Source organism: Arthrobacter sp. YD2, from assembly GCF_030410475.1.
GTDB classification, from domain to species: Bacteria; Actinomycetota; Actinomycetes; order Actinomycetales; family Micrococcaceae; genus Arthrobacter_B; species Arthrobacter_B zhangbolii.
This window is the reverse complement of sequence record NZ_JAUHHB010000001.1, coordinates 1,222,966-1,243,693: the sequence shown is the minus strand read 5'-3', so window position 1 is coordinate 1,243,693 and position 20,728 is coordinate 1,222,966. Positions and strand designations below refer to the sequence as shown.

14 protein-coding genes are annotated in these 20,728 nt (G+C 64.7%); 6 read left to right on the top strand and 8 right to left on the bottom strand.

Annotated elements, in window-relative coordinates; translation table 11 throughout:
* Positions 1 to 5: 5 nt before the first annotated feature.
* Positions 6 to 3,932, top strand: coding sequence for an ATP-dependent RNA helicase HrpA (gene hrpA / locus QWJ37_RS05980; protein ID WP_290244678.1), 3,927 nt, complete (start codon positions 6 to 8; stop codon positions 3,930 to 3,932).
* Positions 3,933 to 4,004: 72 nt separating this feature from the next.
* On the opposite strand, the gene QWJ37_RS05975 is transcribed toward hrpA, so the two are convergent.
* The 3 genes from QWJ37_RS05975 to QWJ37_RS05965 form a co-directional block, all read right to left on the bottom strand.
* Entirely contained in the window at positions 4,005 to 4,433 is a 429-nt protein-coding gene (locus QWJ37_RS05975; RefSeq protein WP_227903395.1) for an HIT family protein, read from the bottom strand.
* A 93-nt stretch (positions 4,434 to 4,526) separates the two neighbouring features.
* Positions 4,527 to 5,393 (bottom strand): sulfurtransferase, encoded by an 867-nt coding sequence (locus QWJ37_RS05970; protein ID WP_290244676.1) that lies wholly within the window; start codon positions 5,391 to 5,393, stop codon positions 4,527 to 4,529.
* Positions 5,393 to 6,049, bottom strand: coding sequence for an MBL fold metallo-hydrolase (locus QWJ37_RS05965; protein WP_290244675.1), 657 nt, complete (start codon positions 6,047 to 6,049; stop codon positions 5,393 to 5,395). The genes QWJ37_RS05970 and QWJ37_RS05965 overlap by 1 nt, the downstream gene beginning before the upstream one ends.
* A gap of 166 nt (positions 6,050 to 6,215) precedes the next feature.
* Here QWJ37_RS05965 and QWJ37_RS05960 point away from each other — a divergent pair, with 166 nt between their 5' ends.
* Complete coding sequence (locus tag QWJ37_RS05960) at positions 6,216 to 6,599, top strand: Fur family transcriptional regulator (protein WP_227903971.1); 384 nt, start codon at positions 6,216 to 6,218, stop codon at positions 6,597 to 6,599.
* 76 nt (positions 6,600 to 6,675) lie between these two features.
* Here QWJ37_RS05960 and QWJ37_RS05955 read toward each other — a convergent pair whose 3' ends face one another.
* From QWJ37_RS05955 to QWJ37_RS05935, 5 genes are all read right to left on the bottom strand, one after another.
* Entirely contained in the window at positions 6,676 to 7,563 is an 888-nt protein-coding gene (locus QWJ37_RS05955) for a metal ABC transporter permease (RefSeq protein WP_227929473.1), read from the bottom strand.
* Complete coding sequence (locus tag QWJ37_RS05950; protein WP_227903974.1) at positions 7,550 to 8,350, bottom strand: metal ABC transporter ATP-binding protein; 801 nt, start codon at positions 8,348 to 8,350, stop codon at positions 7,550 to 7,552. Before QWJ37_RS05950 ends, QWJ37_RS05955 begins: the two co-directional genes overlap by 14 nt.
* Before the next feature lie 26 nt (positions 8,351 to 8,376).
* Positions 8,377 to 9,402, bottom strand: a complete 1,026-nt coding sequence (locus QWJ37_RS05945; protein WP_290244673.1) for a zinc ABC transporter substrate-binding protein — start codon at positions 9,400 to 9,402, stop codon at positions 8,377 to 8,379.
* Between the two features lie 152 nt (positions 9,403 to 9,554).
* Complete coding sequence (locus tag QWJ37_RS05940; protein ID WP_227903401.1) at positions 9,555 to 10,619, bottom strand: hemolysin family protein; 1,065 nt, start codon at positions 10,617 to 10,619, stop codon at positions 9,555 to 9,557.
* Positions 10,616 to 12,013, bottom strand: coding sequence for a hemolysin family protein (locus QWJ37_RS05935; RefSeq protein ID WP_227903403.1), 1,398 nt, complete (start codon positions 12,011 to 12,013; stop codon positions 10,616 to 10,618). Before QWJ37_RS05935 ends, QWJ37_RS05940 begins: the two co-directional genes overlap by 4 nt.
* Before the next feature lie 519 nt (positions 12,014 to 12,532).
* Between QWJ37_RS05935 and QWJ37_RS05930 the strand changes: the two genes are divergently transcribed.
* The 4 genes from QWJ37_RS05930 (at position 12,533) to QWJ37_RS05915 (ending at position 20,724) form a co-directional block, all read left to right on the top strand.
* The gene (locus QWJ37_RS05930) at positions 12,533 to 16,354 is read left to right on the top strand and encodes a multifunctional oxoglutarate decarboxylase/oxoglutarate dehydrogenase thiamine pyrophosphate-binding subunit/dihydrolipoyllysine-residue succinyltransferase subunit (RefSeq protein ID WP_290244671.1); all 3,822 of its coding nucleotides are present in this window, start codon (positions 12,533 to 12,535) and stop codon (positions 16,352 to 16,354) included.
* 61 nt (positions 16,355 to 16,415) lie between these two features.
* Positions 16,416 to 17,015 carry a GDSL-type esterase/lipase family protein gene (locus QWJ37_RS05925; protein ID WP_227903405.1) on the top strand — a complete coding sequence of 200 codons (600 nt, stop codon included), beginning with the start codon at positions 16,416 to 16,418 and terminating at the stop codon, positions 17,013 to 17,015.
* Positions 17,016 to 17,327: 312 nt separating this feature from the next.
* Positions 17,328 to 19,085, top strand: coding sequence for an ABC transporter family substrate-binding protein (locus QWJ37_RS05920; RefSeq protein ID WP_227903407.1), 1,758 nt, complete (start codon positions 17,328 to 17,330; stop codon positions 19,083 to 19,085).
* A 106-nt stretch (positions 19,086 to 19,191) separates the two neighbouring features.
* Entirely contained in the window at positions 19,192 to 20,724 is a 1,533-nt protein-coding gene (locus QWJ37_RS05915) for an ABC transporter permease (protein WP_290244668.1), read from the top strand.
* Positions 20,725 to 20,728: the final 4 nt, after the last annotated feature.

Here is a 20,728-nt window from a genome sequence, read left to right as displayed (position 1 = left end):
CAATCATGGCACTGACAATTTCCTATCCCGCACAGCTGCCCGTTTCGGAGCGCCGCGAAGACATCATGGCTGCCATTGCGGCCAACCAGGTCACCGTCATCGCCGGTGAAACCGGCTCCGGCAAAACCACACAGATCCCCAAGATGTGCCTGGAACTGGGTTTGGCGGAAAAGGGCCTGATCGGCCACACCCAGCCCCGGCGGCTTGCCGCACGCACCGTTGCTGAGCGCATTGCCTCCGAGCTCGACGTCGAAATAGGCGACGAGGTGGGCTTCCAGGTGCGGTTCACCGGGGAAACCAGCCGGAAAACCAAGGTCAAGCTGATGACCGACGGCATCCTGCTGGCCGAAATCCAGCATGATCCGAAGCTGAAGAAGTACAGCACCATCATCATCGATGAGGCCCATGAGCGCAGCCTGAACATCGACTTCATCCTGGGGTACCTGCGCCGGCTGCTGCCCGAGCGCCCTGACCTGAAGGTGATTATCACCTCGGCCACCATCGACCCGCAGCGCTTCGCCGAGCACTTCGCCCTGGACGGCAAACCCGCACCCATCATCGAAGTTTCCGGCCGCACCTTCCCGGTGGAAATCCGGTACCGGCCGCTCAACCAGCCCGCCGACGGCGGCAGCGACGAAGACGGCATCGAGGATGAGCTCGAAGAGGACCGCGACCCGGTGGACGCTGTCTGCGACGCCGTGGATGAGCTCTCCCGCGAGGCACCCGGCGACGTCCTGGTGTTCTTCTCCGGCGAGCGCGAAATCCGCGACGCCGCCGACGCCCTGCGCTCCTCCGTCTCCCGCAACCCGCGGCTGGCCAACACCGAAATCCTGCCGCTGTACGCACGGCTCTCCCTGGCCGAACAGCACAAGGTCTTCTCCCCCGGGCGGAACCGCCGGATTGTGCTGGCCACCAACGTGGCTGAAACCTCGCTGACGGTCCCCGGCATCAAGTACGTGATCGACACCGGCACCGCACGCATTTCGCGCTACTCGCACCGCACCAAGGTCCAGCGGCTGCCGATCGAACGTATTTCCCAGGCCTCGGCCAACCAGCGCTCGGGCCGTTGCGGCCGTGTCTCCGACGGTATTGCCATCCGCCTGTATTCGCAGGAGGACTTCGAGTCCCGGCCGGAGTTCACCGATCCGGAAATCCTGCGCACCAACCTCGCCGCCGTCATTCTGCAGATGGCCGCCATGGGCGTGGCCAAGGGCCCGAAGGACGTCTCCGACTTCCCCTTCGTCCAGCCCCCGGATTCCAAGGCGGTGAACGACGGCGCGGTGCTGCTGCGCGAACTCGGCGCACTGCACCCCAAGGGCGGCATCACCCCGGTGGGACGCAAGCTTTCCCAGCTGCCGGTGGATCCGCGGCTGGGCCGGATGATCGTTGAAGCCGGACAGCGCGGCTGCGCCAAGGAAGTCATGGTCCTGACCGCCGCGCTGACCATCCAGGACCCGCGCGAGCGCCCCTCCAAGGATGATCCGGCCCGGGCGCAGAAGGCCGCGGAAATGCACAAGCGTTTCGTGGATGAGAAGTCGGACTTCACCGGCTACCTGAACCTGTGGCGCTACATCCAGGAAAAGCAGAAGGAACTCTCCTCCTCCGCGTTCCGGCGGCTGTGCAAAAACGAGTTCCTCAACTTCCTGCGGATCCGCGAATGGCAGGACCTGTTTGCCCAGCTGCGCCAGCTGGCCAAACCGCTGGGCATCACGCTGTCCCCGGACCCGGTGGACCCGGTGGGCCGGCACAAGGAAATCCACATGTCGCTGCTGGCCGGACTGCTGAGCCACATCGGCCTCTATGACCAGCGCAAACGTGAGTACGCCGGTGCCCGCGGCACCCGCTTCGCGGTCTTCCCCGGTTCGGCCCTGTTCAAGAAATCCCCGGACTGGGTGATGGCCGCCGAGCTGGTGGAGACCTCCCGGCTCTGGGCGCGGGTGGCAGCGTCCTTCGATCCGCTCTGGGCCGAGGAAGTGGCCCCGCACCTGGTCAAGCGCACCTACAGCGAACCGCACTGGTCCAAGAGCCGCGGCGCGGTGATGGCCTATGAGAAGGTCACCCTCTACGGTGTGCCCGTGGTTCCGCAGCGCAGCATCAACTACGGCCGGATCGATCCGGTGCTCTCCCGCGAGATGTTCATCCGGCATGCCCTGGTGGAGGGAGACTGGCGCACGCACCACAAGTTCTTCCACCGCAACCAGGCACTGCTGGCCGAAGTGGAGGAACTGGAGAACCGGGTCCGCCGCCGCGGCCTGCGCGTGGATGACGAAACCCTTTTCGAGTTCTACGACGAGCGCGTGGGCGCCGACGTCGTCTCCGAACGGCACTTCGACAAGTGGTGGAAATCCGCCCGGCATGAGAACCCGGCGCTGCTGGACTTTGACCCGGATGCTCTGCGCACCGACGACGCCGCCGGCCTGGATGAGAACGACTTCCCCAAGTCCTTCTTCTACGGTTCCTTTGAACTGCCGCTCTCCTACGAGTTCACGCCCGGGGTGCCCTCCGCCAATGACGGCGTCACCGTGGAAGTACCCGTGCTGTTCCTCAACCAGCTCACTCCCGGCCCCTTCGCCTGGCAGATCCCGGGCCTGCGCGCCGAGCTCATCACGGCGCTGATCAAGTCCCTGCCGAAGGCCGTGCGGAAGAACTTCGTCCCGGCCCCCGACGTTGCCCGCGCCGCAGCCGCCGCACTGGCAGCCGACTTCGACCCGGCAACGGATGAGTTGGAAGCGTCCCTGGAACTGGTGCTGCGCCGGCTCAAGGGCTCCATCATCCCGCCCGGTTCCTGGAACTGGGATGCCGTCCCGGGACACCTGCGCATGACCTTCACCGTGGTGGACTCCTCCGGACGGGTGCTGGACGAGGGCAAGGACCTGGCTGCTTTGCAGGAAGCCCTGGCCCCGGCCACCCGCCGGGCGATCGCCGAGTCGCTGGGAGCAACGCCGTCGACCGTGCAGCCGCGCGGGCCCAAAGCGCCTCATGGGCCCAAGGCCGCGAAGCGTACGGCAGCGGCGAAGGGCGGCAGCCCGGTCTCCGGCGCTGCTGACAACGGTTCCTCCGTGGCGGAACGGACCGGGCTCACCGAATGGAGCGTAGGCACTCTGGAGAAGCAGGTGCAGCGGCTGGTGGCAGGCCACACCGTCACGGGTTACCCGGCCCTGGTGGACGAGGGCAGTACCGCCGGCGTGCGGATCTTCCAAAGCCCCGGCGAACAGCAGGCGGCAATGCGCGCCGGTGTCATCCGGCTGCTCGTACTGCGCGTGCCCAGCCCCGCAAAGTATGTGCTGGAGCATCTGAGCAATACCGAAAAACTGACCTTCAGCCAGAATCCGCACGGCAGCGTGGCGGCCCTCATCGAGGACTGCACGCTGGCTGCCGTGGACAAGCTCACTCCGGAAGCACTGCCGTGGTCCCGGGCGGAGTTTGATGCACTGTATGAAACCGTACGGGCCGAACTCATCGATACTGTCTTCACCGTCACGGCGATCGTGGAGAAGATCCTCTCCAGCACCCGCCGGATCAACAAGGCACTGAAAGGCACCACGTCCCTGGCCCTGATCAGCGCCCTGAATGACATCAGGGCCCAGTTGGAGAACCTCGTTTATCCGGGGTTTGTGGCCCGTACCGGGTACGCCCAGCTGATGCACCTGCCGCGGTACCTGGCAGGGATCGAGCGCCGGCTGGAGAAGCTGCCGAACAATGTCCAGCGCGACGGATTGCAGATGGCCGTCGTCCAGGGGCTCGAGGATGACTACGACGACGCCGTAGCGGCCCTGGCGCCCGGCCGCGGGACTCCCCCGGAACTGGCGGAGGTGCGGTGGATGATCGAGGAACTCCGCATCAGTTTCTTCGCCCAGGAACTGGGAACGGTGCGCTCCGTCTCGGAAAAGCGGATCCGGACCGCACTGAACTCGGCGCTGGCACCGGCGTAAGTCCCGGGCCGGAAACACCAGCGGCAGCCCCGCCCCCAGGGGCGGAACTGCCACTGTGCTGTCCGTGCAGCCTCAGGCTGCGGGCACAAACTCCGCATACCCGGCATCCTGCAGCGCGGCCCTGATCTTCTGCGCGTTCCGCTCCATCCGGTCCGGGTCCGGATTCGTTTCGGCGCGGCTGAAATCGAAATCCTCCAGCGAGTTGGCCGGCCAGACGTGCAGGTGCAGGTGATCCACCTCGAACCCGGCGATGCTCAGGCCCGCACGCTCGGAACCGAAAACCTCCACCTGGGCCTTCCCGACAGCCTGGGCCACAGTGATGAGCTTCTGCATGAGTTCGGCAGGGGCATCCGTCCACTTGTTGATCTCCTGCCGCGGAACCACCAGTACATGGCCGTCGCTGAGCGGACCGATGCTCAGGAACGCCACGACGTCGTTGTCCTTCCACACGAAACGGCCGGGAATCTCGCCGTTGATGATCCGGGTGAACAGGGTGGGCATGGGTTCTCCTTTGGGGTGTTCCGTCCGGCGGGCGGCGGGCAGGGGCGCCCGCAGCGGCGGCGGGACGGGTCGGCCGGTAAACATGCTTCGACGCTACCCTTTTTCCGGCGGCACTTCAGCACGGCCGGCCCCCGGGCCCGTGGCCACGGGGGCGCCGGGCGTATTGGACCATTGCGACCAGGAGCCCGGATACAGGGCCGCGGGGATGCCGGCGTAGGCCAGCGCGGCCACTTCATGGGCAGCGAAGATACCCGAGCCGCAGTACGCTGCCACCGGGGCGCTGGGACGCACACCCAAAGCCTGGAACTCGCTCCGCAGCTCGTCCGGTGCACGGAAGGTGCCCTCCGGTGCCAGGTTGGCTGTGGACGGGCGGTTGACGGCTCCGGGAATGTGCCCGGCACGGGGGTCCACCGGCTCGGTTTCACCGCGGTAGCGTTCCGGTGCGCGGGCGTCGATCAGTGTTCCCGCCGCAGCAACCCCGTCCACGTCCGCAAGGCCGGCTACGGGCATGTGGCCCCAGGAGAGCTGCGCGGTTCCCTCCGTTGCCTTCACCGGCCCGCTCTCCAGTGCCAGGCCTGCAGCCCGCCAGGCGCCCAGCCCGCCATCGAGAAGGCGCACCTCGTTCCACCCCGCGTGCCGCAGCAGCCACCAGGCACGGGCAGCTGCGGTGCCGCCGGCGTCGTCGTAAACAACCACCGCATCCCCCTGGTTCAGCCCCCAGCTGCGCGCGTCATCCGCGAATGCAGCCGGATCCGGCAGCGGGTGGCGGCCCTCCGCGGGAACGGCAGGTGCGGACAACTCGGTATCCATATCCACGTAGACCGCGCCCGGAAGGTGCTCCCGCAGGTACTTCCCGCGGCCGTCACTGGCTCCAAGCACCCACCGCACATCCAGCAGCACCGGCGGACGGTCCGAGCTGACGGCCTGTGCCAGTTCCTGCACCGAAATTACTACGTCCACTACAGGTCCACGGATTCGCCGGAGTCCAGGTGGCGGAACTCGGTGCCGTAGGTTTTCCCGAAACGGGTAACGTGCCCCTCGACCATGCCCAGTCCGGTCTCGTTGAGGAGTGCGTCGTGGATGTTGTACGCCCGCTCGGCGCCGGTGGCGATCACGAAATCGAGCACCTCCCCCACCTTGGACCACGGGGCATGCACCGGCACCAGCACGGTCCGAGGACGCAGCCCGTTGGGAACAACAAAGGAATCACCGGGGTGATAGACCCGGCCTTCCACGAGGTAGCCGATATTCGCCACCATCGGAATCAGTGGATGGATGAGGGCATGCTGGCCGCCAAATGACTGGATACCAAAACCGGCTATGGTGAAGCTCGCGTTCGGCTCCACGTCATGGATGCGCCCGGCGAGGTCCCCGGCTTCCGCGCGCAGCGAATCTGCGAGGGACTTCGGTGCGTACAGCTCCAGGTCCGGCGCATCATGCATCTGTGCAAACACACGGGTGCGGTCCAGATGGTCTGCGTGCTCATGGGTGACCAGGATGGCGTCCGCATCCTCGAGGGCAGTCTCGACTTCGGAAAAAGTCCCGGGATCCAGGACAAGGACATTGCCGCCTTGCTCGAAGCGGACACAGGAATGCGTGTACTTCGTCATTTTCATAGCGCCACCCTACTCTGCGCTGCCCGGGCCCGGCAGGTTCCCGCCGCCCGGGGATTCACCTCCGCCGGCTGATAATCTAGACGGAGTGTCCGTACACCTATTGCCGGGAGGGAAATCCGTGTCATCCGAGACATCCCGGCCGTCCAAACGCGCACCGGAACAGCGAATGACCCGCCAGCGGCTTGCCGTGGGGCGCACCTTGGACGAGCTGGACGATTTTGTCAGTACCCAGGAGCTCTTCCGGCTGCTGCAGGAACGCGGGGAACGCGTTTCGCTGGCCACCACCTACCGCATCCTGCAGTCCATGACGGATGAAAACCTGGTGGATGTGCTGCGCAACGGTGACGGCGAGGCAATCTACCGGCGCTGCGCCGTCGAGCACCACCATCACCATCTGGTCTGCCGCGACTGCGGAAAGGCAGTGGAAGTGGAGGCCCCGGCTGTTGAGACCTGGGCGGCGGGCCTCGGCGCCCGGCACGGCTTCACCGATGTGGCCCATACCGTGGAGGTTTTCGGGCTCTGCCCCGAATGCAGCGCCCGTAAGGCCTAGTGCAGCACGAGGCCTGGCGCAGCAGCGCACGAGGCCGGCGGGCCGCCGCAAGGCCGGCGGGCCGCAACAGGCTCAGTCAGGCGCCGGCAGTGGCGGTGTTCCTGCTGAGTTCCCGCCGTCCGCGCCCGGTCCGGAACCGGCGGATAAGCCGGCAGACCAAGTAGATGGCAAAGGACACGGTGGTTACGTACGGGCTGATCGGAATGCGGCCGCCCAGGGCCAGCAGGATCCCGCCCACGGACGAGACCAGGGCAAAGGCGACGCTGAGAAACACCACCAGCCGTGGCGAGGAGGTCACCAGCAGGGCCGCCGCAGCCGGGGTAATCAGCAGCGACAGCACCAGAAGCGCCCCCACCACCTGGATGGACAGCGCCACGGCCAGTCCGAGCAGGAACATAAAGACAATGGAGAGCACCCGTACCGGCACGCCACGCGCTTCGGCCAGGTCCGGATCAGCGCTGGCAAAGGTCAGCGGACGCCAGATGAACAGCAGGGCGGCAACCACCACCGCGGCAACACCCGCCAGCAGGTTCAGCTGCACGGTGTCCACCGCCACGATCTGGCCGGTGAGCAGACCGAATTTGTTGGCTGAGCGGCCCTCGTAGAGGCTCAGGAACAGGATGCCCAGGCCCAGGCCAAAGGGCATAATGACGCCGATGATCGAGTTGCGGTCCCTGGCCCGCAGACCCATCACCGCCAGCAGCACGGCCGCTGCCACCGAGCCGGCAAGGGACCCGATCACCACGTTGACGCCGATCAGCAGGGCAAACGAGGCCCCGGCGAAGGACAGCTCGGCAATGCCGTGCACCGCGAAGGCCAGGTCCCGCATCAGGACGAACGTGCCGATCAGCCCGCCGACAAGGCCCAGGATGGCGGCTGCCCAGATGGAGTTCTGGACCAGGGGCAAAAGCTCCCCGTAATCACTGAAATCGAAAACCGCCTCGAAGAAGCTACGCAGGTCCAAGATCACCCTCGCTTTCTCCGTGGTGGTGTGTGGTGGCGTCGGGGATACCCAGCACCACTATCCGTCCGTGGCTGCGCAGCACTTCCACGCGGCTGCCGTACATTTCCGAGAGCACGTCGCTGCGCAGCACCTCGGACGGTGTTCCGGTGCGGAACTGGCCCCCGGCCAGATACAGGACACGGTCCACATATTCGATCACCGGGTTGATCTCATGGGTCACGAAAACCACGGCAGAGCCGTCGTCGTGGCAGCGCCGTTCGATGAGGGAACTGATGGCCTGCTGATGATGCAGGTCCAGGGAAAGCAGCGGTTCGTCGCAGAGCAGCAGATCGGGGTTCGTTGCCAGTGCCTGGGCGGCGCGCAGCCGCTGCAGCTCTCCTCCGGAGAGGCGTCCCACGGGTTCGTCCGCATAGGCCAGTGCGCCCACCTGCTCCAGCAGCCGGTCCACCCGGCGGCGCACCGGCGCGCGGCGCAGCCGCAGCCCCCAGTGGTCGCCGTCGACTCCGAGGCCCACCAGGTCCCGGCCGCGCAGCGGGGTGCCGGGGCTGAAGGACTTCTGCTGCGGAATGTAGCCGATGTCCCTGCTGCCGCGGTGCACATTGCGGCCGTTGATGGTGACGGTGCCACCGCTGAGCGGCTGCAGGCCAAGCAGGACTTTCAGGAAACTGGTTTTGCCCGAGCCGTTGGGGCCCAGCACTGCCAGGAATTCGCCGGCGTTAATGTCCAGGTCGAGGTTCTTCCAGAGCGTGCGCTCACCAAATGAGAGCCCTGCGTCGCGCAGGCGCACTACCGGCGACGGAGCCGCTGCGGGCGTCACTGCAGGACACCTTCAATGGCCTCGGTATTCGCTGCCATCCACTGCAGGTAGTCCTGGCCCTCGGGCAGGGTCTCGGAGAAGTCCAGCACGGGGACGCCTTCGGCCAGTGCCGCTTCGCGTACGGCTTCGGTCTGCGGGGTGGAGGTTTGTTCGTTGTAGCCAAGGAAGACGATGGAACCACCGGTGACCAGGTCCTGCATCTCCTTGAGCACCTGCGGCGGCACGTCGGCGCCCTCTTCCACGGCTTCGGTGAAGTCGGACGGGGTGGCATTGTGGAGCCCTGCTTCCTCCACCAGGTAATCCGGCACCGGCTCGGTCAGGGCCACGTCACGGCCGTCCGCCACGGGACGCATGGCGGCCAGGGCGGCATTGAGGTCCTCGATACCCGCGTTGAAGTCCGCGGCATTGCTGCGGAAGGTTTCGGCGGCGTCGGGGTCGAGCTCAGCGAGCCGTTCGGCCGCTGCCTCAGCGAGCAGGCCCATCGCCTCGGGGCTGTACCAGACGTGCTCGTTGAAGGAACCGTGGCTGTGCCCTTCGTGGGAGTGGCCCGCATCGGCGTGGTCCTCTTCGGCGTGGTCCTCTTCCGAGTGGCCCTCTTCCGAGTGGCCCTCTTCCGAGTGGTCTTCCTCTTCGGAGCCCTCGAGTCCGGAGATCTCCACCGCGTTGAGGATGTCATCCTCCGGAACGCCTTCATCGGCAGCCAGCTTTTCCATGAAACTGTCATACCCTCCGCCGTTGAGCACCACCAGGTCAGCCTTGGACACGGCGAGCCGGTCCCTGGCCGTGGCCTCATAGGAGTGCGGATCCTGGCTCGGCCGGTCAATCAGCGCGGTGACTTCAACCTTGTCCCCGCCGACGCTGGAAAGGATGCTGCCGTAGACGTCGGTGGAAGCCACCACGTTCACCGTGCCGCCGTCGCCGGAACCGCCGGAGGCATCGCCGCCTCCGCCGCTGCAGCCAGTAAGGACCAGTGCTGCTGCGGCAAGGACGGTTCCGGCCAGGCGGGCGGGGGTACGGCGCATAAGTTCAATATCCCTGGGTTAGGTGGTGGCATGGACGGCAGGACAGGCCGGCGCCGGCGCCTGACGGCAGCGCCGCAGACTGCCGGCCCGGCAGCGAAAGCCTCTACAGCATAACCTAAACGCGAACCATTCGCATCTAGACTTCCCGCCCTTTAGAGGCTTTCCCCGGTGCGGCGGAAACCCTGCGCCTGGGTGGCGTCCCGGATCTCGCCCACCAGCTGCTCAATGATGTCCTCAAGGAACAGCACTCCCCGGGTGCTTCCGTCCGGTGCCAGCACACGGGCAAGGTGCGAACCCGTCCGCTGCATCACCGCCAGCGCGTCTTCTATTTCATCATCGAGGCGCAGGTTCGCCAGGGTGCGCACCTTGTTCTCGGTGATCGGCCGTTCGTACGCCTCCGGCGGGATGGACATGATGTCCTTCAAGTGCATGTAACCGGTCAGGTTGCCTGCTTCATCCACCAGCACAAAGCGGGAGAAGCCGGTCCGGCCCACTGCCCGTTCAAACTCTTCCGGAGTGGAATCAGTCCGCAGCGTCACCAGCTCATCCAGCGGCACCATGACCGTTCCGGCGCTTTGCCCGGAAAACTCCAGCGCACCCGAAATCACGCCGGAATTATCCGCCACGGTGCCAAGCTTCGTGGATTCCTCCACGATGGACTGCATCTCCTCAAGCGTGAAGGCCGAGGCAACCTCATCCTTGGGCGTAATGCCCACCACGCGCAGGGCATGGTTGGCGAGCCAGTTCAGTGCGGCAATGACCGGCCGGACAAGTTTGGAAATGAAGACCAGCGGCGGCGCGAGCAGCAGCACGGCCCGGTCCGCCACGGACACCGAGATGTTCTTGGGGACCATCTCGCCGATGGTGACGTGCAGGAAAGTGACCAGCAGCAGCGCCACCAGGAACCCTGCGCCGTCCGCGGCCTCAGTCGGCAGCCCCACTGCTTCCAGCGGAACCGAGAGCAGATGGTGGATGGCCGGCTCGGCTACGGAGAGGATCAGGAGGGAGCACACAGTAATGCCCAGCTGGGCGCAGGCGAGCATCAGGGAAACATGCTCCATGGCCCACAGTGTTGTCCTGGCCCGTTTGGAACCGGCTTCCGCATAGGGCTCAATCTGGCTGCGCCGGGCGGACATCACGGCAAACTCGGCACCAACGAAGAAGGCATTGCCCAGCAACAGAACGACCAGCCAGAAAATCCCTGCCAGATCGCTCATCGGATGCCCTCCCTTCGTGCCGAACGGTCCTTACGGGCCTCGGCCCGCGGTGCTTCCATGTTGTCCTGATGCTCGGTGGGATGCTCCCCTTCGCTGTCTTCCGCAACGGGGATAAAGCTGACCCGGTCAATCCGGCGGCCGTCCATGCGTTCCACTTCCAGCATTCCGCCGGGAACCTCCACACGGTCCCCCGCTTCCGCAATGCGGCCGAGTTCGGCCATGATGTAGCCGCCCACGGTTTCATACCCGGCTTCGTCGGGCATCCGCAGCAGCGGCACCAGTGCGGAGACCTCATCCGGACGCATGATCCCGGGGAAGTACCAGGCACCGGATGCACTCTGCAGCACCCCGGGCTTGGCTTTGTCGTGTTCGTCCGAGACTTCCCCGACGATCTCCTCCACGAGGTCCTCCAAGGTGGCGACGCCGGCGGTTCCACCGTATTCATCGAGCACGACGGCGAGCTGCAGGTTGGCGTTGCGGAGTTCGGAAAGCAGCGAATCCAGGTGCACCGTTTCCGGCACCCGGAGAATGTCGCTCATGATCGCGGCGGCAGGCAGCGTTGCGCGTTTGCTGCGGGGCACCGCCACGGCCTTTTTCACATGCACGACACCGCGGATGTCATCCGGGGAATCCCCCAGCACCGGGAACCGGGAATAGCCGGTCCGGCGGGCCGCTTCAATCACGTCTGCGACGGGCTGCTCGGCGTCGATGGTCTCGAGCCGGATACGCGGGGTCATAACATCCGCCGCAGTGCGCCCCGCAAAGGAGAACGTCCGGGAGAGGAAGGCCGCGGTGTTTTTATCCAGTGTGCCCATCTCAGCGGACCGGCGTGCCATCGAGGACAGTTCAGCCGGGGTGCGTGCACCACTGACCTCTTCCTTGGCTTCGAGGCCGAAGAGATGCAGGATGCGGTTGGCGAACCCGTTCAGCAGCAGCACCGCGGGCTTGAAGACCACGGTGAAGGCCAGCTGCGGGCGTGCCAGTGCCTTGCCTACCCGGAAGGGCATGGCGATGGACATGTTCTTGGGGATCAGTTCACCCAGCAGCATGGACAGGAACGTAGCCAGGATCATTGCGACGGTAACCGAGACCGAGTCAACCAGCAGGGGCGGCAGTCCCAGCCCGGCCAGCGGGCCTTCCAGCAGGCGTCCCACGGACGGCTCCATGACGAAGCCGGTCAGCAGGGTTGTCAGGGTGATGCCCAGCTGGCAGCTCGAGAGCTGGGTGGAGAGCGTGGTCAGGCACCGAAGCAGGGGTTCAGCGGCCTTATCGCCGTTTTCCACCGCGCGGCGTACGGCCGGCTGGTCCAGGGCGACGAGCGAAAATTCCACGGCAACGAAAAAACCGGTACCGAGAATAAGGAGCAGACCGAAGAAGAGGTAGAGCCATTCCATATCAGGCCCTCACCGCCACTTCGCCGCAGCGCCGGGCCGGGATTGCGGCGGGCTGCCTTAAAGAAAGAGGCAAGGCCCGGGGAAACCGGGAAACAGGCGCTGCCGGGATACGTTCAGACGGAGGGTGGTCGGCTAAGGCCGGACTGGAAGGCTCCGATGAAGCGGCAGGCGAATGCTGGGTGGATCGGGCGCGGGATTTGCCGGCTCGGGGCGAACCGGCAGCGGGAGCCGCAGTCCGGGACGCAGGCCGGCGCCTAGAAAAACTGTCCATAGGAGAGTCAGTTTACAGGTTCGGGGCACGCCCGCCACAGGTGCCTGCTACAGCGCTTGCCGGCAGATCGCGCCGGGTGTCCTTCACGCAACCCGCCGGGATTGGCCAGTTCTTCGAATATGTCACTAGACTGGCATGAAGTCTCGGTCACTGCGCACCGGGCCGCACCAACAAGTTCTTGTAGCGGAACCGCTCAGATCATGGTGCCATCAGGGCAAACGGCAACTCATGGAAGAGGCGTATATCTAGTGCCAGACCAATCCAACCACCGCCTGCCGGAAGAATTCGGCGGCAACGAGTGGCTTGTCGATGAACTGTACGAACAGTATTTGTCGAACAAGGATTCCGTTGACAAAAAGTGGTGGAGCATCTTCGAGTCCTTCAAGGCTGAAGACTCCCAGTCAGACAACGGCTCCAACGGGAAGGCATCCGGCTCTCCCTCAGAACTCGGCGCAAACCCGGTAACCAGGCAGCTGCCCGTAGTGAAGGCCGAGTCCACGGCCCCCACGGCACCCAAGGCCTCCGGTGAGTCCCCCGCTGCAACGCAGCAGTCGGGCAAACCGCCGGTAGCCAAGGAAAAGCCGAAGGCCGAGCCCGCCCCGCAGCAGGCCGCCAAGAGCGATCCGGCCCCCAAGGCTGCGCCCATTCCCGCCCAGCTGCCCAAAACCCAGCCCAGCGACGCTGCTGCGGAAGAGGACAAGGTCACCGTCCTGCGCGGACCGGCCAAGGCCATCGCCACCAACATGGACCTCAGCCTGAGCGTTCCCACGGCCACCACGGTTCGCGCCGTGCCGGCCAAGCTGCTCATTGACAACCGCATTGTCATCAACAGCCACCTGGAGCGGGCACGCGGCGGCAAGGTGTCCTTCACCCACCTCCTGGGCTACGCCATCATCCGCGCCGCAGCCCAGTTCCCTTCCATGAACGTGCATTACGACGAAGTGGACGGCAAGCCCGTTGCCGTCCAGCCGGCGCACGTGAACTTCGGCCTGGCCATCGACATGCCCAAGCCGGACGGCACCCGCCTGCTGGTGGTGCCGAACATCAAGAAGGCCGAAACGCTGAACTTCTCGGAGTTCTGGCACGCCTACGAGGATCTGGTCAAGCGTGCCCGCGCCGGCAAGCTCGGCGCCGACGATTACCGCGGCACCACCATTTCCCTGACCAACCCCGGCGGTATCGGCACCGTGCATTCGGTTCCCCGCCTTTCCAAGGGCCAGGCCGCCATCATCGGCGCCGGCGCCCTTGAGTACCCGGCTGAATTCCAGGGTGCCAATGAGAAGATCCTTGCCCGCAACGCGATCAGCAAGATCATCACGCTGACCTCCACGTATGACCACCGCGTCATCCAGGGTGCCGGCAGCGGCGAGTTCCTGCGCATCATCCACCAGCTCCTGCTCGGGGAGCAGGGCTTCTACGACGAGATCTTCGAATCCCTGCGGATCCCGTACGAGCCCGTGCGCTGGAGCCCTGACATCCAGGTGAACCCGGATGAGCAGATCAACAAGGTTGCCCGCATCCAGCAGCTCATCCACGCGTACCGCGTGCGCGGCCACCTGATGGCCGACACGAACCCGCTGGAATACGTCCAGCGCCGGCACGCCGACCTGGACATCCTGAACCACGGCCTCACGCTGTGGGACCTGGACCGGGAGTGGCCGACAGGCGGCTTCGGCGGCAAGCCGATGCTGAAGCTGCGCAAGATCCTCGGTGTCCTGCGGGACGCGTACTGCCGCACCGCCGGCATTGAGTACATGCACATCCAGGATCCCGAAGAGCGCCAGTGGTTCCAGGACCGCCTGGAAACCAAGTACACCAAGCCGAACCGCGAAGAGCAGCTGCGCATCCTCAGCAAGCTCAACGCCGCGGAAGCGTTTGAAACCTTCCTGCAGACCAAGTTCGTTGGCCAGAAGCGCTTCTCCCTGGAGGGCGGCGAATCCCTGATTCCGCTGCTGGACGCCGTGATTTCCGGAGCAGCCGACGACGGCCTCGAAGAGGTCGGCATCGGCATGGCCCACCGCGGGCGCCTCAACGTCCTGACGAACATTGCCGGCAAGACCTATGCCCAGGTCTTCCGCGAGTTCGAAGGAACCCAGGATCCGCGCAGCGTGCAGGGTTCGGGCGATGTGAAGTACCACCTCGGCACCGAGGGAACCTTCACCTCCGATAACGGCAACCAGACCAAGATCTACCTGGCCGCCAACCCCTCCCACCTTGAGGCCGGAGACTCGGTTCTTGAAGGCATTGTCCGCGCCAAGCAGGACCGGTTGGACAAGGGCGACGAGTTCCCCGTCCTGCCGATCCTGATTCACGGCGATGCGGCGTTCGCAGGCCAGGGCGTGGTGGCGGAAACGCTGAACCTCTCCCAGCTGCGCGGCTACCGCACCGGGGGCACCATTCACGTGGTGGTCAACAACCAGGTGGGCTTCACCACCTCCCCCACCTCCTCACGCTCCTCGGTTTACTCCACCGACGTGGCGAAGATGGTCCAGGCACCGATCTTCCACGTCAACGGAGACGACCCCGAAGCAGTGGTCCGGGTGGGCCAGCTGGCTTACGAATACCGCCAGCGGTTCCATAAGGACGTTGTCATCGACATGGTCTGCTACCGCCGCCGCGGCCACAACGAAGGCGACGATCCTTCGATGACGCAGCCGATGATGTACAGCCTGATCGAGGCCAAGCGCTCGGTGCGCAAGCTCTACACCGAGTCCCTGATCGGACGCGGCGACATCAGCCAGGAAGAGGCCGAGCAGGCGCTGCGCGACTACCAGGGCCGCCTCGAGCGGGTCTTCGCTGAGACGCACGCTGCCCAGACCTCCCCGATCCCGGTCATCACGAAGGACTCGGAAGCGGTTTCCGACCTGGAGCGGCCCGCCGCCCAGCAGGAGGGCACCACCATCATCAAGCCGGCCAGCACGGCGGTTTCGGCAGAGGTCCTGGCCCACATCGGCAAGGCCCACGTGGCGGTGCCGGAAGGCTTCACCATCCACCCGAAGCTCAAGTCCCTGCTGGAGAAGCGCGAGCAGATGTCCCGCGAGGGCAACATCGACTGGGGCTTCGCCGAGATTGCCGCCTTCGGCACCCTGCTGATGGAGGGCGTCCCGGTACGCCTCGCCGGGCAGGACTCGCGGCGCGGAACGTTCACCCAGCGCCACGCCGTCTTCCATGACCGCGCCACCGGCGAAGAGTGGATGCCGCTGGCCGAGCTGGACCCGAACCAGGCGAAGCTGTGGATCTACGATTCCCTGCTGTCCGAATTCGCTGCCATGGGCTTCGAATACGGCTACTCCGTGGAGCGTCCGGATGCACTGGTGCTCTGGGAAGCCCAGTTCGGTGACTTCGTCAACGGTGCACAGACCATCATTGACGAGTTCATTTCCTCGGCCGAGCAGAAGTGGGGCCAGCGTTCGTCGCTGGTGCTGATGCTTCCGCACGGCTACGAAGGACAGGGCCCGGACCACTCCTCCGCCCGGATCGAGCGCTTCCTGCAGATGTGCGCGGAAGACAACATGATTGTTGCCAACCCCACCACGGGTGCCTCGCACTTCCACCTGCTGCGCCGCCAGGCCTACAGCCGTCCGCGGAAGCCGCTGGTGATCTTCACGCCGAAGCAGCTGCTGCGCCTTAAGGCTGCCGCGACGTCGGTGGATGAGTTCACGCACGGCGAGTTCCAGCCGGTCATCCCCGAGCACGCGGAACTGGATGCAAACGCCGTGGACCGGGTCCTGCTGGTGTCCGGACGCCTGTACTACGATCTGCTGGCCAACCGCCAGAAGACCGGCGACGAAAAGACGGCTATCGTCCGCGTGGAGCAGCTCTACCCGCTTCCGGTGGAAGAGATCCGCGCTGCCGTTGGCAAGTACCCGAATGCGGAGATTGTCTGGGCACAGGACGAACCGGCGAACCAGGGTCCGTGGCCGTTCATCGGCCTGAACCTGCCGCAGTACCTGGACAGCCGGCTCCGCCTGGTTTCCCGTCCGGCGTCGGCGTCCACCGCTACGGGTTCGGCCAAGCGCCACGCCGTGGAGCAGGACATCCTCGTGAAAAAGGCCTTCGAACGGCAGTAGGCTACGTTTGGGTGGGGCGCTTCGGCGTCCCACCCTGTTTTTTGACCCGAGAAGGTGACTAGTGGAACAACGCAGAATCCGGCTTGCTGCGGTAGGTGACGAGCTATTGGCCGGACACGGGGATCCGCGGGCACTTGGCTGGCTGGGCCGTGTCCTGGCCCGGACCTCGCCGGAGAACGTAAACCTGCAGGCATACAGCCTCGCTGCCCCGCACGAAGGCACGGAGGCCCTGGCCAACCGGTGGCTCGCCGAGGCCGGACGGCGCTTTGATGACGGCTGCGAAAACCGCCTGGTCATTGGTCTTTCCGACCGTGACCTGGACCTGGAACTCACCACCGCACGGAGCAGGCTGAACCTGGCCAACATCCTCGACGGTGCCGCCCAGATGAGCATCAAGGTGTTCGTCGTCGGGCCTCCCCCGGGACTGGACCCGGAACGTAACCGGAAGCTCGCGGACCTCTCCGCAGCCTTCGGCGACGTCACCACCCGCCGCAAGCATGTCTACGTGGACACGCTGAGCCCGCTGCTGAACCACGAACAGTGGCGCAACGACCTCGCTGCGAACGGCGGCACCCCTGGACAGGCCGGCTATGGCCTGATGGCCTGGCTGGTGCTGCACCGCGGCTGGTACCAGTGGCTGGACCTCCCCGACATGAATTAGCGGGCACGAATAAGCCCGGCATGACGATGAGCCTGCACGGCAGGCACTGGCTCCGTAAGAGGTCACGGACCCGGACAGGCAGGCCCCTGCGGAATATATCCGCAGGGGCCTTTTTGCCACTACTGGCAGCTTTGCGTCTTTTTGTTCCCCCGGTTGACCACGATCAGGTAACGATCAGTTAACAACATGTAACTTGTCTCACAGCCGAAACATTTAGTGGCTAGTGTTTCTCCACATGTGGCGGCTATCACTGGCCGCTTGGGGGGCCATCTTTGGTGGTTCCTGACTCCTCATCACCAGTTAGGACTACAGATGCGTACTAAGCGCACGGCAGCTCTTGCCGCACTTTCCGTGGGGGCCCTGTTCCTTGGCGCCTGCGGATCCGCCGGGGGCGGAAACGAAAGCGACGGGGAAACCGCTCAGGCGGAGAACCTTGCCTCAACCATTACGGTTGCCATCAGCCAGGCACCAGATGCCTACAACTCCGGCACGGCCAACACCAACAGCTCGTACAACAGCTACGTTGACAACCTGGTGCACAGCAACTTTGTGGAATACAGCCCCAACGGCATCATCCACGACGAGGAGTTCGGCACCTTCGAAAAGACCAGTGACGATCCCCTGACGGTGAAATACACCATCAACGAGGACGCCAAGTGGTCCGACGGCACCCCCATCGACTTTGATGACGTGCTGCTGAACTGGGCCGCCTACTCCGGCAAGACCGTGGGCGCTGACGGCGAGAACATCTTCCAGCCTTCCTCCACCAACGGTTACTCGCAGACCAAGATGATCGAGGGCGAGGCTGGCGCCAAGGAATTCGAGATGGTTTTCGAAACTCCTTACGCTGACTGGGAAGCCATGATGATCGGCCCGATCATGCCGGCTCACATTGCTGCCGAGCAGGGCGGCCTTAGCGTTGAAAACAACGGCGAAGCCCTGGTCAAGGCCATCCAGGACAACGACACCGCAGCGCTGACTCCGGTCGCCGAGTTCTGGAACACCGGCTGGAACTATGAAGCCGACCTGACCGCCCTCCCGGATGCCGCACTGATCCCCTCCTCTGGTCCGTACGTGCTGGACAATGCCACCGACGGCACGTTGACCCTGAAGGTCAACGAAAACTACTGGGGCGAGGCACGCAAGGGCCAGACCGAGAACATCGTCTTCAAGGCCATCGAGGACACCGAAGCCGTGCAGGCACTTCAGAACGGTGATGTTGACATCATCGAGCCGTCCGGCCCGACCGTCGACACCAAGACCTCCATCGAGAACATCGGTGAGAGCGTCACCATGCTCACCGGCCCGGAACTGACCTTCAGCCACATTGACCTGGACCAGTCCGAGAACGGCGTCTTCAAGGACCTGGCCGTACGCCAGGCCTTCGCCAAGTGCGTACCGCGCGAGGACATCGTCGAGAAGTTCGCCAAGCCCATCGATGAGAACGCCACCGTCGACAACCTGCGCGAATACCAGCCCGGCCAGGAAGATTACGAAGAGGTCCTGGCCGGCGCACCGTCCGCCAGCGAGTACGACGAAGTCGACATCGAAGGTGCCAAGAAACTCCTTGCCGACGCCGGCAAGACCGAGCCTGTTTCGGTCCGCCTGATGTTCTCCTCCACGAGCCAGCTGCGTGCGGACATCGTGACCCTGATCAAGACCTCGTGCGACCAGGCCGGGTTCGAGATTGTTCCTACCCCGGACAAGGACTGGAGCGCCAAGCTCAATGAACCCGGCGCCTGGGATGCCATCCTCTTCGCCTGGGCCGGTTCCGGCCTGGCTGCCAGCGCCCAGTCCATCTACGTCTCCGACGGCGAGCAGAACTACGGCAAGTTCGCCAGCGAAGAACTGGACAAGATCTGGGACCAGATCGCCCAGTCCACTGACGACGAAGAAGTCAAGGAACTGAAGACCCAGGCCGAGGAAATCCTCGCTGCCGAGGTCTACAACGTGGTTCTCTACGCGAACTCCGGAGTGGTTGCCCACTCCTCCAAGATGGAGAACGTTGAACTGAACCCGAGCCAGAACGGCATCACCTGGAATGCCTACAAGTGGACAAAGCAGGCCTAGCAAAAGCACCACGCTAGCCGTGTGAGAGGCGGGGATGGTCAGACCTCGGTCTGCCCATCCCCGCCTTGTGCACGCGGTGTCCAGTCCCACCCCCAAGGAGCCTTCGGTGTTCTACTTCATTCTCAAAAGAGCGGTGACCTCGTTCTTTATCCTTCTGGCCGCCACGGCGCTGATGTTCGTCCTGGCCGTCAATTCAGGCGATCCGTTCTGGGATCTGGCCGAACTGCGCAGTACGGACAAAGAGTCCCGCATCGCTGCCCGGACCGAGGCCATGCACCTGGATCAGCCCGTGTATATCAGGTACCTGCTGTGGCTGCAGGAGATCGGCCGCTGCGTCATCCCCGGCGGCGCCCAGTGCACCCTTGGCCTGGACCGGGTAGGGAACCCGGTGATCGACCAGCTGCAGTCCGCTGCCGGATCCACCTTCCGCCTCGTACTCGTCGCCACGGTCCTGGCCATCATCCTCGGCGTCCTGGTAGGCGTCGTCACCGCCCTGCGCCAGTACAGCGTGTTTGACTACTCGATTACCTTCGTCGCTTTCCTGCTCTTCTCCATGCCGCTGTTCTGGCTCTCCACCCTGCTCAAGCAGTACCTGGCCATCGGCCTCAACACCTGGCTCGCGAATCCGGCAATGTCCTATCTGGGCCTATTGATAATGGGACTGATAGCGGGCGTTATCTGGATGATCGTGATCGGCGGAGACCGTAAGCGCCGTCTGCAGGTATTCGCCATAGCCGCAGTGGCTACCTCGGGCACCTTCCTGGTGCTGCTGGAAACCAACTGGTTCAAGACCCCCGGATTCGGTCCCGTGGGTATCCTCGTCAGCGCATTCGCCATTGCCGTGGGCGTCACAGCCCTCTTCGCGGGCTTCCGCCGCCGCAGGATCGTGTATGCCGCTCTTGCCACTGCAGCCACGGGGTTTGTCGGTTACTTGGTCACCATGAACATCATGGAAGATCCCAACTGGCTCACCATCGCCGGCCTGGCCATCGTGACCCTTGCGGTCTCCGCCGCCATCGGCCATTTCGTGGGCGGCCCGTATGCCAAGCAGGCCCGCACCCTGACGGCCGTCATCGGTCTGCTGATCGGTTTCATCGTTTTCGTGGATTCCCTGCTGCACGCCTACCCCTCGCTTTCGCAGAAGAACGGCGGCCGTCCGATTCCCACCACCGGATCCTCCACCCCCAACCTGGAGGGCACGTTCTGGGAGGTGAACCTGGACTACGCGCTGTACCTGGTGCTGCCAACGATCGCCATCATGCTGATTTCCTTCGCCATGTACACCCGCTACACCCGGGCAAGCCAGCTCGATGTGATGACCCAGGACTACATCCGCACCGCACGCGCGAAGGGCCTGAGCGAGCGCACCGTGATTGTCAAGCACGCCTTCCGCAACGCGATGATCCCCATCACCACGCTGATGGCCTTCGACTTCGCCGGTGTGCTTGGCGGAGCAGTCATTACGGAGGCCGTGTTCGGCTGGAACGGCATGGGCAAAATGTTCACCGACGGCCTGTCCAACGTGGATCCCAACGTGATCATGGCATTCTTCCTCGTCACGGCTGTTGCCGCCGTGACCTTCAACATGCTGGCCGACATCGCCTACGCGTTCCTCGACCCGCGCATCAGCCTGAACTGATTGG

Excerpts from the sequence above, each read along its gene's own strand:
- hrpA (WP_290244678.1), top strand. The coding sequence starts at position 6 with ATGGCACTGACAATTTCCTATCCCGCACAGCTGCCCGTTTCGGAGCGC.
- QWJ37_RS05975 (WP_227903395.1), bottom strand. The coding sequence starts at position 4,433 with ATGCCCACCCTGTTCACCCGGATCATCAACGGCGAGATTCCCGGCCGT.
- QWJ37_RS05965 (WP_290244675.1), bottom strand. The coding sequence starts at position 6,049 with ATGAAAATGACGAAGTACACGCATTCCTGTGTCCGCTTCGAGCAAGGC.
- QWJ37_RS05960 (WP_227903971.1), top strand. The coding sequence starts at position 6,216 with ATGACCCGCCAGCGGCTTGCCGTGGGGCGCACCTTGGACGAGCTGGAC.
- QWJ37_RS05945 (WP_290244673.1), bottom strand. The coding sequence starts at position 9,402 with ATGCGCCGTACCCCCGCCCGCCTGGCCGGAACCGTCCTTGCCGCAGCA.
- QWJ37_RS05940 (WP_227903401.1), bottom strand. The coding sequence starts at position 10,619 with ATGAGCGATCTGGCAGGGATTTTCTGGCTGGTCGTTCTGTTGCTGGGC.
- QWJ37_RS05935 (WP_227903403.1), bottom strand. The coding sequence starts at position 12,013 with ATGGAATGGCTCTACCTCTTCTTCGGTCTGCTCCTTATTCTCGGTACC.
- QWJ37_RS05920 (WP_227903407.1), top strand. The coding sequence starts at position 17,328 with ATGCGTACTAAGCGCACGGCAGCTCTTGCCGCACTTTCCGTGGGGGCC.